At 63.7% G+C, this 14,183-nt stretch carries 13 protein-coding genes; 2 read left to right on the forward strand and 11 right to left on the reverse strand.

The window, feature by feature from the left end; all coding sequences use genetic code 11:
• Positions 1-124 precede the first annotated feature (124 nt).
• The 7 genes from AB4Y77_RS17730 to AB4Y77_RS17760 form a co-directional block, all read right to left on the reverse strand.
• Complete coding sequence (locus AB4Y77_RS17730; protein ID WP_442014840.1) at positions 125-412, reverse strand: DUF4190 domain-containing protein; 288 nt, start codon at positions 410-412, stop codon at positions 125-127.
• Between the two features lie 62 nt (positions 413-474).
• Entirely contained in the window at positions 475-1,254 is a 780-nt protein-coding gene (locus tag AB4Y77_RS17735; RefSeq protein WP_311211481.1) for an enoyl-CoA hydratase, read from the reverse strand.
• Between the two features lie 53 nt (positions 1,255-1,307).
• Positions 1,308-2,249 carry a 3-hydroxyisobutyrate dehydrogenase gene (gene mmsB, locus AB4Y77_RS17740; protein WP_442014841.1) on the reverse strand — a complete coding sequence of 314 codons (942 nt, stop codon included), beginning with the start codon at positions 2,247-2,249 and terminating at the stop codon, positions 1,308-1,310.
• The gene (locus tag AB4Y77_RS17745; RefSeq protein ID WP_442014842.1) at positions 2,246-3,319 is read right to left on the reverse strand and encodes an enoyl-CoA hydratase/isomerase family protein; all 1,074 of its coding nucleotides are present in this window, start codon (positions 3,317-3,319) and stop codon (positions 2,246-2,248) included. The genes mmsB and AB4Y77_RS17745 overlap by 4 nt, the downstream gene beginning before the upstream one ends.
• Positions 3,319-4,818: a CoA-acylating methylmalonate-semialdehyde dehydrogenase gene (locus AB4Y77_RS17750; protein WP_442014846.1), complete on the reverse strand. Its 1,500-nt coding sequence runs from the start codon at positions 4,816-4,818 to the stop codon at positions 3,319-3,321. Before AB4Y77_RS17750 ends, AB4Y77_RS17745 begins: the two co-directional genes overlap by 1 nt.
• 162 nt (positions 4,819-4,980) lie before the next feature.
• Positions 4,981-6,372 carry a cryptochrome/photolyase family protein gene (locus tag AB4Y77_RS17755; protein ID WP_442014843.1) on the reverse strand — a complete coding sequence of 464 codons (1,392 nt, stop codon included), beginning with the start codon at positions 6,370-6,372 and terminating at the stop codon, positions 4,981-4,983.
• Positions 6,373-6,468: 96 nt separating this feature from the next.
• On the reverse strand, positions 6,469-6,810 hold the full coding sequence (locus tag AB4Y77_RS17760) for a hypothetical protein (protein ID WP_311211485.1): 342 nt from the start codon (positions 6,808-6,810) through the stop codon (positions 6,469-6,471).
• A gap of 286 nt (positions 6,811-7,096) precedes the next feature.
• Between AB4Y77_RS17760 and AB4Y77_RS17765 the strand changes: the two genes are divergently transcribed.
• On the forward strand, positions 7,097-9,250 hold the full coding sequence (locus AB4Y77_RS17765; RefSeq protein WP_311211486.1) for an amylo-alpha-1,6-glucosidase: 2,154 nt from the start codon (positions 7,097-7,099) through the stop codon (positions 9,248-9,250).
• On the opposite strand, the gene AB4Y77_RS17770 is transcribed toward AB4Y77_RS17765, so the two are convergent.
• The gene (locus AB4Y77_RS17770; protein ID WP_311211487.1) at positions 9,251-10,666 is read right to left on the reverse strand and encodes a ferredoxin reductase; all 1,416 of its coding nucleotides are present in this window, start codon (positions 10,664-10,666) and stop codon (positions 9,251-9,253) included.
• The gene (locus AB4Y77_RS17775; protein WP_311211488.1) at positions 10,663-11,964 is read right to left on the reverse strand and encodes an aromatic ring-hydroxylating oxygenase subunit alpha; all 1,302 of its coding nucleotides are present in this window, start codon (positions 11,962-11,964) and stop codon (positions 10,663-10,665) included. The genes AB4Y77_RS17770 and AB4Y77_RS17775 overlap by 4 nt, the downstream gene beginning before the upstream one ends.
• A gap of 162 nt (positions 11,965-12,126) precedes the next feature.
• Here AB4Y77_RS17775 and AB4Y77_RS17780 point away from each other — a divergent pair, with 162 nt between their 5' ends.
• Positions 12,127-13,059 carry a LysR family transcriptional regulator gene (locus tag AB4Y77_RS17780; RefSeq protein ID WP_311211489.1) on the forward strand — a complete coding sequence of 311 codons (933 nt, stop codon included), beginning with the start codon at positions 12,127-12,129 and terminating at the stop codon, positions 13,057-13,059.
• A gap of 31 nt (positions 13,060-13,090) precedes the next feature.
• On the opposite strand, the gene AB4Y77_RS17785 is transcribed toward AB4Y77_RS17780, so the two are convergent.
• Together AB4Y77_RS17785 and pdxS are read right to left on the reverse strand one after the other, a co-directional pair.
• The gene (locus AB4Y77_RS17785) at positions 13,091-13,315 is read right to left on the reverse strand and encodes a hypothetical protein (RefSeq protein ID WP_311211490.1); all 225 of its coding nucleotides are present in this window, start codon (positions 13,313-13,315) and stop codon (positions 13,091-13,093) included.
• A gap of 5 nt (positions 13,316-13,320) precedes the next feature.
• Positions 13,321-14,183, reverse strand: an 863-nt coding sequence (pdxS, locus tag AB4Y77_RS17790) for a pyridoxal 5'-phosphate synthase lyase subunit PdxS (protein WP_442014844.1), incomplete at its 5' end; no start/stop codon positions are given.

Below are 14,183 nucleotides of genomic sequence, written 5' to 3' on the forward strand. Positions count from 1 at the left end.
CCCTCAGTCTCGCCTGCTTGTGTATCCCTCAGTAGGAGACGCAATCAGGTGGAACGTGACGAAGGAAGGACCGTGAGCTGCGTCCTACTGGACGGAACGAGCTAAAGCAGAAGAGCTGCCGCGCCTAACCCGTAAAAGCGAAGATCAGCGCCGAGCCCAAAGACAGGAGCCCGATGCCGTAACCCACCGCCAAGGCGCCTATGGCGAAGCCCCGTCCCCGTTCGCCGCGCTGCTGAATTTGGTTCAAGGCCACGTGGCCTGCCCCAACGACGAATACCGCGATGACTGCCATGCCCGCGAAAAACAGCCCGACGAGGGCAACGACTGCCATTGCGGCGGCCACGATGGCCTGCCGGTTGATCGGCTGGGTGGATGCTTCAGTGTGGTTAGCCTGAACGATCTCCGTTGACATGTTCTCTCCCCATTTGTAAGTGCACCGAGTCTATCCCCGACACACCCGAAAACACGCGCGAATTACCGGTGTTTGAACTCCGGTTGGCGCTTCTCGCTGAAGGCGGCCATGCCTTCCTTTTGGTCCTCGGTAGCGAAGAGCGAATGGAACACCCTCCGTTCGAAGACAACCCCTTGGGACAGTCCCATCTCGAAGGCCGCGTTGACTGCTTCCTTGGCCACCATGGCGGCGGGCTTGGACTTGGACGCGATGACTTCTGCTGCCTTGACTGCCTCGTCAATCACCTCAGCGGCAGGCACCACCCTGGAGACCAAACCGGACCGCTCGGCTTCATCAGCGTCCATGAACCGGCCCGTCAGGACCATGTCCATCGCCTTGGCCTTGCCGACGGCGCGGGTCAGCCGCTGAGAGCCGCCCATGCCCGGGATAACGCCCAGGTTGATCTCCGGCTGGCCGAACTTGGCGTTGTCCCCGGCAATGATGAAGTCCGCCATCATGGCCAGTTCGCAGCCGCCACCCAGGGCAAAACCGGAAACCGCGGCAATGACGGGAATGCGCAGGCGAGTGAGGTCCTCCCACCGCCGGAACCAGTCCGCCGCGTACATGTCCATGTAGCTGTTGGAAGACATTTCCTTGATGTCGGCCCCGGCTGCGAACGCCTTGGCGGAGCCCGTGATGACCACGGCCCCCACCTCCGGGTCGGTGTCCATGGCCGTCACAGCATCCACGAGCTCATTCATGAGTGCGGTGTTCAGCGCATTCAACGCCTCCGGCCGGTTCAGGGTCACCAGTCCAACCCGGCCCCGCCGTTCCACCACAATGTTCTGGTACTGCTCCGTCATGCTCTCCCTCTCCGCCAAGCCCAACAAACCCTCAACCACTCAGTTCCAACCTCTCACACGGACTTGTCCCGGATCTCGGTGATGATGCCGGAGAAGTCCCTTCCAGCTCCCTCGCCGGCTGCAAAAGCGTCATAGATACGTGACGCCAGCGGCCCCATCTCGGCGGCAACACCCGTGCTTTCCAACGCATTCAAGGCCAGGCGCAGGTCCTTGGCCATCAACGCTCCCGCGAAACCCGGCTGGTAATCACGGTTTGCCGGGCTCGTGGGCACCGGTCCCGGAACAGGACAGTTGGTAGTAAGCGCCCAGCACTGCCCGGACGCGTTGGAGGCGACGTCGAACAACGCCTGATGCGTCAGGCCCAGCTTCTCGCCCAGCACGAATGCCTCGGCAACAGCAATCATGGACACCCCCAGGATCATGTTGTTGCAGACCTTGGCAGCCTGCCCGGCCCCGTGGTCTCCACAGTGGACGATCCTCTTGCCCATCAATTCCAGGATCGGCTGCACGGTCTCAAAATCCTCCGGAAGCGCGCCCACCATGAACGTCAAAGTGCCCGCTTCGGCGCCCACCACGCCACCCGACACGGGCGCGTCCACTGATCGGTGACCCGCCGCTACTGCCAGAGCCGCGGCTTCCCGGGCTTCGTCCACATTGATGGTGGAGCAGTCCAGGAACAAGGTGTTCGGCTTCGCAACTGACAGCAGCCCCGGTCCACCTACGCCACGGTAGGCATCCAGGACATGCTTGCCGCTGGGGAGCATGGTCAGCACCACGGCCGCTTCCGCTGCGGCCTCGTGCGCCGACGATGCCATGGGAATCCCGTGCCCCACGGCCGCTTCCACGGCCGCCGGAACAGGATCATAGCCAATGACGTCGTGCCCGGCCTTGATCAAATTGGCCGCCATGGGGCCGCCCATGTGTCCAAGTCCGAGGAACGCGATGAGGCCCGTCCCCGCGGCTTGGATATCTGACATGGCTGCGTTCTCTGTCATACCGTCTCCTTCGACTCACTGCCCAGCCCGGCCAGACCCAGTTCCCGTTCGCCGAGCGGCGCAAAGTAGCCCTCGACGTCGGACACCTGGACGTCAGCCAGGGAAGGCGGCTTCCATTGCGGATTCCTGTCCTTGTCCACTACCTGCGCACGGATGCCCTCCCGGAAATCAGGACCGGCAAGGCAGCGCAGCCCCACGCGATACTCCTGATCCAAAGCCTCCTCCAGGGAAAGCCCCCGCACCCGGCGCAGCGATGCCAAAGCGACCTTCACAGACGTGGGCGACTTCGCCTCAATCGTGTCGGCTGCGGCGGCTGCCTCGTCGCCCACAGAGCGCAGGCTCCGGACAATCTCTTCGGCGTCGTCATACACGTACGCGGCGTCGATCCACCCGCGCTGGGCCGCCAAGGCCGAGTCCGGCGCGGCTTGCGCAAAGCGCTCGACGGCGGCTTCCGGCGTCGAGCTTTCCAGCGCTTCCGCCAGCGCGGGCAGGTTTTCGGACGGCACAAAGTGGTCCGCGAGTCCCAGGAACAACGCGTCCGAACCGGACAGGTGTGCTCCCGTCAGGGCCGCGTGGGTTCCCGACTCCCCCGGCGAGCGCGACAGCAGGAGCGTGCCGCCGACGTCGGGCACAAAACCAATGGTGGTTTCCGGCATGCCGGTCCGCGTCCGTTCGGTGACCACGCGCACTGAGCCATGTGCTGAGATGCCAACGCCGCCGCCCAAAACCAACCCGTCCATGAACGCCACATAGGGCTTGGGATAGTGGGCAATCAAGGAGTTCAGCCGGTACTCGTCCGCCCAGAACTCCGCGGTTTCGGTTCCGCTGTGCAGCATGTCCTTGTAGATGGCCACGATGTCGCCGCCCGCGCACAGCCCGCGGTCTCCCGCGCCGCGGACCAAAACGGTGGCGACGGCGTCGTCGTCGGCCCAGTCCGTCAGCTGCCGGAGCATGGCTTGCACCATTCCCGCGTTCAGGGCGTTGACGGCTTTCGGGCGGTTGAGAGTCACGATGCCGAGGTGGCCGCGACGCTCAAACAGGACCTCTTCCTCTACCTCCCCAGCCCGCATCAGCTGCCTGCCGGCATGATGAAGCTGGCGCCTTGGCGGATGCCGGAGGGCCACCGCGACGTCACGGTCTTGGTCTTGGTGTAGAACCGGAATGCGTCGGCGCCGTGCTGGTTGAGGTCGCCGAAGCCGGAGGCCTTCCAGCCGCCGAACGTGTAGTACGCAATCGGCACGGGAATCGGCACGTTGATGCCCACCATGCCCACCTCCACGCGGCTGGCGAAGTCGCGGGCGGAGTCGCCGTCGCGGGTGAAAATTGCGACGCCGTTGCCGAACTCGTGCTCGCTGCAGAGCCTGAGCGCTTCGTCGTAGTCAGCTGCGCGCAGGACGCTCAGGACAGGTCCGAAGATCTCTTCCTTGTAGATCTTCATGTCCTTGGTGACGTTGTCGAAGAGGGTTGGGCCAACCCAGAACCCGCCGTCGTAGCCGTCCACGGTGAGTCCGCGGCCGTCGGTGACCAGGGTTGCGCCTTCGTCCACGCCGGACTGGATGTAACCCTCGATGCGTTCCTTGGCAGAGGCCGCCACGACCGGCCCGAAGTCTGAGTCCTTGGCCAGGCTGTGGCCAACCTTCAGGTCCTTCACGCGCTCAGTCAGTTTGGCCACCAGGGCATCGGCGGTTTCCTGTCCCACCGGCACGGCCACGGAGATGGCCATGCAGCGTTCGCCTGCGGAACCGTACCCGGCACCAATCAGGGCGTCGGCTGCCATGTCCAGATCGGCGTCGGGCATGATCACCATGTGGTTCTTCGCCCCGCCGAAGCACTGTGCACGTTTGCCGTGCGCGGCTGCCGTGGCGTAGATGTACTGGGCGATCGGCGTGGAGCCCACAAAGCCGATGGCCTTCACCCGCGGATCTTCGAGCAGCGCATCCACTGCTTCCTTGTCACCGTTGATGACGTTGAAGACGCCGTTCGGAACACCGGCTTCGCTGTACAGCTCGGCGAGGCGCAGCGGAACGGACGGGTCCCGCTCGGAGGGCTTGAGGATGAAGGCGTTGCCGGCTGCGAGCGCCGGGCCTGACTTCCACAGCGGAATCATGGCCGGGAAGTTGAAGGGCGTGATGCCCGCGACCACGCCGAGTGGTTGGCGGAGCGAGTGGACATCGATCCCCTGGCCGGCGTTGTCGGAGAATTCGCCCTTGAGGAGATGTGGTGCGCCGGCGGAGAACTCCACTACCTCGATGCCGCGTTGGATATCGCCCTTGGCGTCCGCGAATGTCTTTCCGTGCTCGGAGGACAGGAGCGTGGCGAGCTCGTCCATGTTGTCATTGACCAGGTCCACGAACTTGAGCAGGATGCGTCCCCGGCGCTGCGGGTTCATGGCCGCCCATTCGAGCTGGCCCTTCTCGGCATTTGCGACGGCGTTGCGGACCTCGTCGGCGCTGGCCAGCGGAAGCCGGGCCTGGACTTCGCCCGTGCAGGGATCGTAGACATCGCTGAACCGGCCGGACGTGCCGTCGATCCTCTGGCCGTCTACGTAGTGTGAAAGCTCGCGCACCATGGTGGAATGCTCCTTTGCATCGTGAATGACTGCCGTGCCGCTGGGTGCTGGGACCATTGCGGGGAACACGTGACCAACTGTGATCCAGGTCATCTCTGAACCCGAATATACTCGGACTTCCTACTAATTTCCAGAGGGGTGTTTTTAGGGCGTGGTGGCTCCCTAGTGGACTTCCTTCATCCCCTTGTACGCTTCCAGTGCTTCCGCGCGGGTGGTTTTGAGGTCCACAATTTCCCCGGGGTATTCGGGCGTTCCGAATTCGGGGATCCAGTGGGCGATGTACTTCCCCTGGGGATCGAACTTAACCCGCTGGGCCTCAGGATTGAAGATCCTGAAGAAGGGCGAGGCGTCCGCCCCGGAGCCTGCCACCCATTGCCAGTTGGCAGGATTCGACGCCGGATCGGCATCCACCAAGGTGTCCCAGAACCACTGCTCGCCGAGCTGCCAATGGATACCCAGGTTCTTCACCAGGAAGCTGGCGGCCACCATGCGTACCCGGTTGTGCATCCAGCCGGTGTGCCATAGCTGGCGTTGCCCGGCGTCCACCATGGGGAAACCGGTGCGGCCCTGCTGCCAGGCGAGGAGCTCCTCCGGCGCGCTTTCGTGGCCGGAATGTTTCCCGTTGCCTCCGCTGCTGCCGGGCCACGCCCACGGGAACCGGTCAAACTCGGTGCGAAGGTTCGCGGTGGCGAGCTCCGGGTTGTGGAAGTACTGGTGCCAGCAGAATTCACGCCAACCCAGCTCAGAAGCATAAACCGAGGCGCTTTCGGAGCGCTTGGAGCCCAGCGCATGCCACACCTCAAACGGGCTCAGCTCACCCCACCGCAGGTAAGGCGAGAGGCAGCTGCTGCCATCCGTATCCGGACGGTTCCGGCCCTCGCTGTAGTTGGAGAGCCCCTTCTCCACGAACGCAGCGAGGCGCTGGTGGCCGGCAGCCGCTCCAGGCATCCACATCCCGGCCAATCCCCCGGACCAGTCCGGATTGGTGGGCAGGAGGTTCCAGGCGTCCAACTCGTCGTAGGACGGGAGCTTTCCGGTGTAGCCATGGCCTTTCGCGGGCACGGCCAACGGCTCGCGGAATTCCTGTGCGGACACCGTCCGCCAGAAAGGTGTGAAGACCTTGTATTGCCCACCCGTTTTGGTGGTGACATTCCACGGCTCATGAAGCAGGGACGCTTGAAAACTGGCCACGTGGAGCCCGGCCTCACCCGCCCAGGTCTTGAGTCCGGCGTCGACCGTTCGCTCAGCCGCACCATACCGGCGGTTCCAGTACAGCGCGCCCGCACCAACCGCCGTCGCGGTTTTCTGCACGACGTCTCCGGCGGCCCCACGGCGGAGCAGCAGCGGGATGCCGAGTTTGTCCAGGTCCTCACGCAGCGCCGTCAGCGAATGGTGGAGCCACCAACGCGCAGCGCCACCATGGGCGCGGATGCCTTTCGATTCTTCGTCGAGGACGAACAGGGCCACGGCGTCGCCGTCGTCGACGGCGGCCCGCAAGGCCGGGTTATCGGCGACCCTGAGGTCGTCCCGGAACCAAACGATGGACGGTTTCATCAATTCCTTTCAGCGCACACCCCGGAAACAGGAACAGCCCATGCCCCCTCATGAAATCCTAGGGGCACGGGCTGGACGCTGGCTGTTTGAATGAAATCAGGCGATGGACGGAACAGGTTCCTCGGCCATGTCGGAAAGAACCGGGACGTTGGTCTCCGACTCGCTCCACAAAGGAACACTGTTCACTACGTAGTCCCTTGCGGCCGCACCCACCATGCTCATTCCGGGATAGATTCTGCGGCCGTTTTCCTTGATGGGCCTGAGACCTTCAAGTTCAAGAGCCGTTTTGAAGGCTGAGTCGGGAATGGGGATTTTACGTCCAAGAACGCACCAGCTGATGTACAGGCCGTAGAAAGTATCAAAATCCAAGCCGTTCTCAGTGTCGTCCTCAAACACCACGCAGTCGCGGATAAAGCTGCTGATTTGGGTGTCGGTCATTACGGGGCCTCCGGCGTCGGAAGAAAAGCGGGCCGCCGGGCTGCATCAGCGAATGTCCTGTTGCCATTGTAGCCCCCTTATACCGCGGAGTAACTGAAAAACAGGTTAACTCTGGGTTATGGACACGAAGTCCCCACCGTGGACCGAAGGGCCGAACGGCTCTGGTGCCGGCACCCTCTCCGGCGTAGCGTCGACTATATCCAGGCAAACGGCCGCCGCTCACAGTGGCCGCCCGTCACAGCGGCCGCTACAGCGGCCGGGACAGCTCAGTGACAAGGAGCATCAAGTGGTTGGTTGGAATGCTGACACCGCGGCCGGGCCTTTGGGGTCGGGCACGGTCACTTTGGTGGAAGGTTCGTCTTTCTGCATTTCCTCCTCCAACGGAGACATCCATCCCGACCTGCCGCACGGCGTCTTCCATCTGGATACCCGGATACTTTCGCGGTGGGAACTGACCATCAACGGGCAGGCGATTGAGGCTTTGGCCGCAGAAACCCGGGAACCCTACCGCGCACTCTTCGCAGGCCGGGTTCCCCGCTCCGATGGGTACGCGGACAGCCCCCTGCTGGTGGAGCGGCTCAGGGAAGTCGGGGCGGGCATCTTCGAGGAAATCACGGTCCGCAACTACTCCAAGCACCCTGTGGAGTGCCGGATCCTCCTGACGGCCGAGTCGGATTTCGCGGACCTCTTTGAAGTGAAGGAAGCCCGCATCACCCGCGAATGGAAGGAGACCCGCGTCCCGGAAGGCGATTCCCTGGTGATCCGTGGAAAGTGGGAGGGAATCCGGAAGGGCGTGGCGATCCGGGCTGAAGGCGCCGGCGCCGGCGCCCGTGCTTTGGGCTTCACGGCAAAGATTCCGTCTTCGGGGAGCTGGAGCACCCGCGTCAGCGTTGTTCCCGCCGGGGATGGCACAGGAACGCCGTTCGCCCACCCGTCCCGCGGGGAGATGTCTCCCAGCGATCGCCGCCGGCAGGAATGGGTAGCTAAGATTCCCCGCCTGCAAGTGGGAAACCGTTCCATCCAACGCACTCTCAGCCGCAGTTACGAAGACCTGGGGGCACTGCGGATCCAGGACCCGGACCATCCGGACAGGGTGGTGGTGGCCGCCGGAGCGCCGTGGTTCATGACCTTGTTCGGCCGGGACTCCCTATGGGCATCAGAGATGGCATTGCCGGTTGATCCGTCGCTGGCGTTGGGCACCCTCCGCACACTCGCTGACCGGCAGGGAACGGTGGTGGACACCGCCAGCGAGGAGGAGCCGGGGAAGATCCTGCATGAAGTGCGCCTTGATGTTTCCAGCGGCCTGGCCTTGGGCGGCAAGTCCGCGTACTACGGGAGCGTGGACGCCACTCCCCTTTTCGTGATTGTCCTGGGCTCCGTCAGCCGGTGGGGCTTCGCAAAAGACGTCATTTCGGAGCTCCTGCCCAACGCAGACCGTGCGCTTGACTGGATCAGGGACTACGGCGACCGCGATGGCGACGGTTTCGTGGAGTACGGGCGGCCCAACCAGCATGGGCTCATCAACCAGGGTTGGAAGGATTCCTGGGACGGCATCAACTTTGCCGATGGCACCATCGCCGAGCCGCCGTTGGCGCTGTGCGAAGTCCAGGCATACGTGCACGGCGCCTATATGGCGCGCGCCTGGATGGCTTACGACGACGGCGACCTCACCTTGGCGGCCGAACTCCGGGAACGCGCAGACCGCCTGAAGAAGAAGTTCAACGAAGAGTTCTGGCTCCCGGACAAGGGCTACTACGCGGTTGCCTTGGATAAGGACAAGCGGCCCGTGGACGCGTGTGCCTCAAACATGGGGCACTGCCTGTGGTTTGGCCTGGTGGATGAAGACAAGGCGCCCCTGGTGGTGGAACGATTGATGTCTCCGGAGATGTTCAGCGGATGGGGCGTCCGGACGCTGGCCACGGACATGGGCGCCTACAACCCGGCCAGTTACCACAACGGATCAGTGTGGCCGCACGACAATGCGCTGATAGCGGCCGGACTGCTCCGTTACGGATTCGTGGAGGAAGCGCAGCGTATTGCGACGGCCCTCTTTGAAGCTGCGGAGTCCTCGGGAGGAAGACTCCCGGAACTCTTTTGCGGCTTTCCCCGCGAACACTTCCGGGAACCGGTGCCCTACCCCACGGCGTGTTCCCCACAAGCCTGGGCCGCCACCACCCCCATCCAGTTGATCACCGGACTCATGCGGTACGACGCCCACATCTCCATGGGAGGGCTCTGGCTGGATCCGGTCCTGCCGGAGTCCTTCGGCGACCTGCACATCAGCAACGCCCCCATGGGAAGCGGACGCATCACCATAGACGTCGATGGCTCGTCGGCGCAGGTGGAGGGACTTCCCGAGGGCATGACCCTCCACCGCGCACAACGGCCCTGGATCACGGAGCTGGTGGAACGGGCGGAGCTTCGGCGGGCTGAACCTTAGCTAGGCATCGATCACCATGTCGGTGCGTGCCGTGGAGCAGCACGGCAGGAACTTGCCCGCGTCGATTTCCCGTGCCCGGATTCCTCCCTGGTGGTTCATCTCGACATCGCCGGAAAGCTTGACGATCTTGCACGAGCCACACATGCCTTCCTTGCAGTTGGCGCCGATCCTGACGCCCGCACGCTGGGCGGGCCCAAGAATGTGCTCGCTGGGGTCGACGCGCACATTGATGCCGGTGCGCATGAAGGACAGGGTGAGGCTGCCCGTTCCCACCGTCTCAAAGCTCGAGGCATCAGGAGTAACAGCCTCTTGCTCCACGTCCGCACCGCCGTCGGAGGCACCCGGGCCGGACCCGTCCGGATCAGCGCTTTCCAGCGGCAGCCCCGTGGCCTTCAAGGTTCCCCCTGCGTCGTAGCCGGGCTCGTAGAGTCCGAACGCCGTGGGCTGGCTTTCGTAGTAATCCTCGGCGGAATCGGCGATCTCCTCCGCGATTTCCTCCGCAATGTCGGCCGCCAGCGCAAGTTCCGCCTGATATTCAAGGATGGTTTGGCGGTCTCCGGTGAAGAATTCCATGTGGATGGAGGTGTCGTCGACGCCCACCTTCCCCAGGAGCTCGGTGGCCGTGTTCAGGTACCCTTCGGGGCCGCAGGCATAGACCTGGCGTCCGTTGGCATCGGGGGCCACTTGATCCAGCATGGCCGCCGTCAGCCTTCCGCTGAGCCCTTCCCAGTCGGCGGGTTTGCCGCGATCGCCCAGGGAATAGAAGACCTTGATGCGCGAGTCCACGGAGGCGATGTAGGCGAGCTCCTTGTTGAAGGCAAAGCCCTCGTCCGCCGCTCCGTGATAGAGCACCACTACGTCTGCCTCGCCCGGCAGGGAGTGAATGGTCCGCACCATCGACATGATGGGCGTGATCCCTGCTCCGGCGGCCAACAGGAGGTAGCGTGCCCGCCGGTCGGCGTCGGGCAGGTGGAACGCGCCCACCGGCCCGAGCATCTCCAGAACCGTGCCGGGTTTGATGTTCTCGTGCACCCACGGCGAGACCAGCCCCGTGGGATCGCGTTTGACCGTGATGTCGAAGGTCCACGGCTTGGTGGGTGCGCTGGAGAGTGAGTAGCTGCGGTCCGCCGGGTCCTGGTCCTCGCCGTTCACGGGGAAGGCGACGTTCACGTACTGGCCTGCACGAAACGCCAGGGGCGCACCGTCGGAGCGACGGAACACGAAGGTCATCATGCCGCCCACTTCGGCAACAATCTCAACGCATTCGGCCGTGAACTCCTGCGGATGCCACGGGCCCAAGGCGCGGGCTGCACTGGCTGGACCCTCGGTGCTGCCCATCACCCTGTTCCACGGCATCTCAAGGCCGCGGATGCGATGTGGCTCCTGGACTACCTTCTCAGTGAGGAGTTCGGTCATGCCAAGTGCTCCTGGACACGCTGTACGTACCAGTTGATGAAGGCCTCCACCTGGTATTCGCTCTTCATGTAGGGGCCGGGCTCGTAGGCGGGGCTGCCGGCGCCCGTCTGGCACAGCTCCACGAACGCCTTGTCCTGGAGGTTGGTCTGCTTCCAGGTGTAGGTGAGCTTTTCGAGGTCGTAGTCCACGCCTTCCACGGCGTCATCGGCTACCAGCCACGTGGTGCGGACCAGGGACTGGTGTTCGTTGATGGGGAAGACGCCGAACGTGATGACATGGTCGCTCTGGAAGTGGAACCAGCTATTGGGCTGGAGGTGCATCGAGCAGCGGCCCAACCGGAAGTCCCGCAAGTCGCCGAGCAGCTTCTTGGAGAGCCTGCGGCCATCGGCCGAGAATGACTCGCCCTCGCCGTCGAGCGATTCACGTGAGATGCGGATTCCCGCAATGCGGGTATCGAGCTCCTCCACTACCTCGTAGGGAAGTCCATAGCGGCGGCAACGCTCCTCGAGCGAGGACTGTGCTTCCTTGTTGCGGTCCCATACTTCTTCAAGGTGGGCCGGGATCAAGCCCTCCGTCAGGCCCCAGGTGGGGAAGAGGGAACAGGCCAGCTCAGGGTGGCCATCGCAGTGGTAGCACTCACGGTTGTTCTCCATGACGAGCTTCCAGTTGCCCTCTTCGATGATGTTCTGCTGGTAGGCAATCTTCGTTTTGGAGAGATCGTGCGGTGCAAGGTACGGCTCGAAGATCTTGGAAGTTTCGTCAAAATCCGTCGGTGGCTCGTCGGCGATGCAGACGAAGATCAGTCCGGCAACCACGCGGCTGTGGGCGCGTTTGAGGCCGAAGCAGCCCTTGTCGAACTTGGTCTCACCCGGTGCCGAGGCGTGGATCAGGTTGCCCTCCGGGGAGTACGTCCAGGAGTGGTAGCCGCAGACCAGGTTTCCGGTTGAGCCGGCAGGCTCGGTCAGGACGCGGGCACCGCGGTGGCGGCAGACGTTGTGCAGGACGTTCACGCCGCCGTCGTCATTGCGCAGCACGATCAGGGAGTAGGGACCATAGTCGACGGTGACGTAGTCGCCCGGCTCGGGCAGTTCGGCGATGCTGCCGGCAAAGATCCAATGCTGGCCAAAAATGGCTTCCATGTCGATCTTGAAGATCGTGGCGTCGGTGTAGAAAGGCGCATCGAGGGAATATCCCTTGCGCCGGAACTCGAACAAACCGCTGATCTCCGCCAGCTGCTCTGCAGGCAAGGATGAAGCGAGTTTTCCGCGTGAGTTGAGGGGCAAGACTGGAGCAGACATATGTTTTCCTCCCGGGAGGCATGGGTCAGAGTGTGTTTCGTGGGGAGCACTGCTGCGTTGGGGGCGAGCAGCGTTGTCGAAAACCTTATAGTCATGAGATTAGGGACGATTGAACCGCAACAAAAGCGCAAGATTCAGAAGATAACCGTGCACAATAGGTGCATGATCGATGCGAGGCTCATCACACTCAGGGTGTTTGCCCGCTGCGGCACCATCGGCGCCACCGCGGAGCTCACCGGCTACTCCCCGTCCGCTGTCTCTGCACAGCTGCGGGAGCTCCAGCGCATGCTGGGAATGCAGTTGCTGACCAAGGACGGACGGGGCGTGCGGCTTACCGCCACCGGCCGCTTTCTCGTGACGGGATCGGACACCCTCATTGCCGAATGGGAGAGCCTGCGCGCAGCAGCCATGGAGGCCGGCGATCAGGTGCAGTCACATTTTGGGCTCGGCGGATTCTCGACGGCGGCCGCTCAGTTGCTGGCGCCGCTGGCGGCCACCTTGCGCTCCACGCGCCCCTTGCTGGAGGTCCAGGTGCTCGAGGCCAACCCGGCCCGCTGCTTCGACTTGTTGGTGGCAGAACGAATCGATCTCGCGGTCATCGTCGCCATGCAGTCCGAAACCTACGGCGAGGACGATCCCAGGTTCGAACAGACCGTGCTGCTCGACGATCCCTTGGACGTGATCATTCCCGCTGACCACCCGCTGGCCCAACGGGAAACCGTGACGCTCGAAGAGCTTGCGTCGGAACCCTGGATCACCGAAGCAGCCGGCTCCACTTACCATTCCCTCTTCACGGCCGCGTTCACGGCGGTGGGGGTAACACCTCGGATTGCGCATGAGGCTGTTGAGTGGGAAACCCAGATAGCGTTTGTGGGGGCGGGGCTGGGCGTGGGCCTGCTGCCACGGCTGGCACCCCTTCACAGTACGGAGAACGTGGTTCGGCTGCGTATCACCGGCAAAGGGAAGCCCACCCGCCGCATTATCGCTGCGGTGCGCAGAGGCAGTATCGCCTCACCACTGATCCAGGAGTCGCTCGGCATTCTCCAGGAGAGCGCTCATCGGATCCTCACGGCCCGCCCCGAGGACGACCGCTGAGCGCAGCCCGGCAGGCACGGACAAGCTCCTCTCAGGCCCAGACCTGGTAGCCCGTCGATTTATCGAACAGCTTCCTGGTGGACAGTCCCTCGGCGGCGATCCAGAGCACCGAATCATCATCGGTCGCCTGCTCCACCACCCCGGTGAGGACGTGATCGCCCGAAAGCCACACCTCCACGGTGTGCCCGGTCAGCTGCGCCCAATCCTTCCGGAGGCCACGGCCGTGAACAGTCTTGGCCAGAGCAAGGTCCGTCATTGCCTCTACCAGCCGCGTTCTGCGAGGCGGTGGGGCTGGGGGATGTCGTCGACGTTGATGCCCACCATGGCTTCGCCAAGTCCGCGGGAGACCTTGGCGATGACGTCGGGATCGTCGTAGTAAGCAGTGGCCTTCACGACGGCGGCGGCACGCTCGGCCGGGTTGCCGGACTTGAAGATCCCCGAGCCAACGAACACGCCGTCCGCGCCGAGCTGCATCATCATCGCAGCATCAGCCGGAGTGGCGATGCCACCGGCAGTGAACAACACGACGGGGAGCTTGCCGGTGGCGGCAACTTCCCTGACCAGCTCATACGGGGCCTGCAGTTCCTTGGCCGCGACGTAGAGCTCGTCCTCGGGCAAGGCTGCGAGCTTGGCGATCTCCGAACGGATCTGGCGCATGTGCCCGGTGGCGTTGGAAACATCACCCGTGCCGGCTTCACCCTTGGAACGGATCATCGCCGCGCCCTCGTTGATCCGGCGCAGGGCCTCACCAAGGTTGGTGGCACCACACACGAAGGGAACAGTGAAGTTCCACTTGTCGATGTGGTTGATGTAGTCCGCCGGGGTCAGGACCTCGGACTCGTCGATGTAGTCAACACCGAGGKACTGCAGGACCTGGGCTTCGACGAAGTGGCCGATGCGGGCCTTGGCCATGACCGGGATGGACACCGCAGCGATGATCGCATCGATCATGTCCGGATCCGACATACGGGACACGCCACCCTGGGCGCGGATATCGGCCGGAACGCGCTCGAGCGCCATGACAGCCACGGCACCGGCATCCTCAGCGATGCGGGCCTGCTCGACGTTAACGACGTCCATGATGACGCCGCCCTTGAGCATCTCAGCCATGCCCCGCTTGACGC

The sequence above is a fragment of the Paenarthrobacter sp. YAF11_1 genome (assembly GCF_052113445.1).
Taxonomy (GTDB): domain Bacteria; phylum Actinomycetota; class Actinomycetes; order Actinomycetales; family Micrococcaceae; genus Arthrobacter.

Coding starts and splice junctions, on each gene's coding strand:
- AB4Y77_RS17755 (WP_442014843.1), bottom strand. CDS start 6,372: ATGAAACCGTCCATCGTTTGGTTCCGGGACGACCTCAGGGTCGCCGAT.
- AB4Y77_RS17730 (WP_442014840.1), bottom strand. CDS start 412: ATGTCAACGGAGATCGTTCAGGCTAACCACACTGAAGCATCCACCCAG.
- mmsB (WP_442014841.1), bottom strand. CDS start 2,249: ATGACAGAGAACGCAGCCATGTCAGATATCCAAGCCGCGGGGACGGGC.
- AB4Y77_RS17750 (WP_442014846.1), bottom strand. CDS start 4,818: ATGGTGCGCGAGCTTTCACACTACGTAGACGGCCAGAGGATCGACGGC.
- AB4Y77_RS17780 (WP_311211489.1), top strand. CDS start 12,127: ATGATCGATGCGAGGCTCATCACACTCAGGGTGTTTGCCCGCTGCGGC.
- AB4Y77_RS17775 (WP_311211488.1), bottom strand. CDS start 11,964: ATGTCTGCTCCAGTCTTGCCCCTCAACTCACGCGGAAAACTCGCTTCA.
- AB4Y77_RS17760 (WP_311211485.1), bottom strand. CDS start 6,810: ATGACCGACACCCAAATCAGCAGCTTTATCCGCGACTGCGTGGTGTTT.
- AB4Y77_RS17770 (WP_311211487.1), bottom strand. CDS start 10,666: ATGACCGAACTCCTCACTGAGAAGGTAGTCCAGGAGCCACATCGCATC.
- AB4Y77_RS17785 (WP_311211490.1), bottom strand. CDS start 13,315: ATGACGGACCTTGCTCTGGCCAAGACTGTTCACGGCCGTGGCCTCCGG.
- AB4Y77_RS17735 (WP_311211481.1), bottom strand. CDS start 1,254: ATGACGGAGCAGTACCAGAACATTGTGGTGGAACGGCGGGGCCGGGTT.
- AB4Y77_RS17745 (WP_442014842.1), bottom strand. CDS start 3,319: ATGCGGGCTGGGGAGGTAGAGGAAGAGGTCCTGTTTGAGCGTCGCGGC.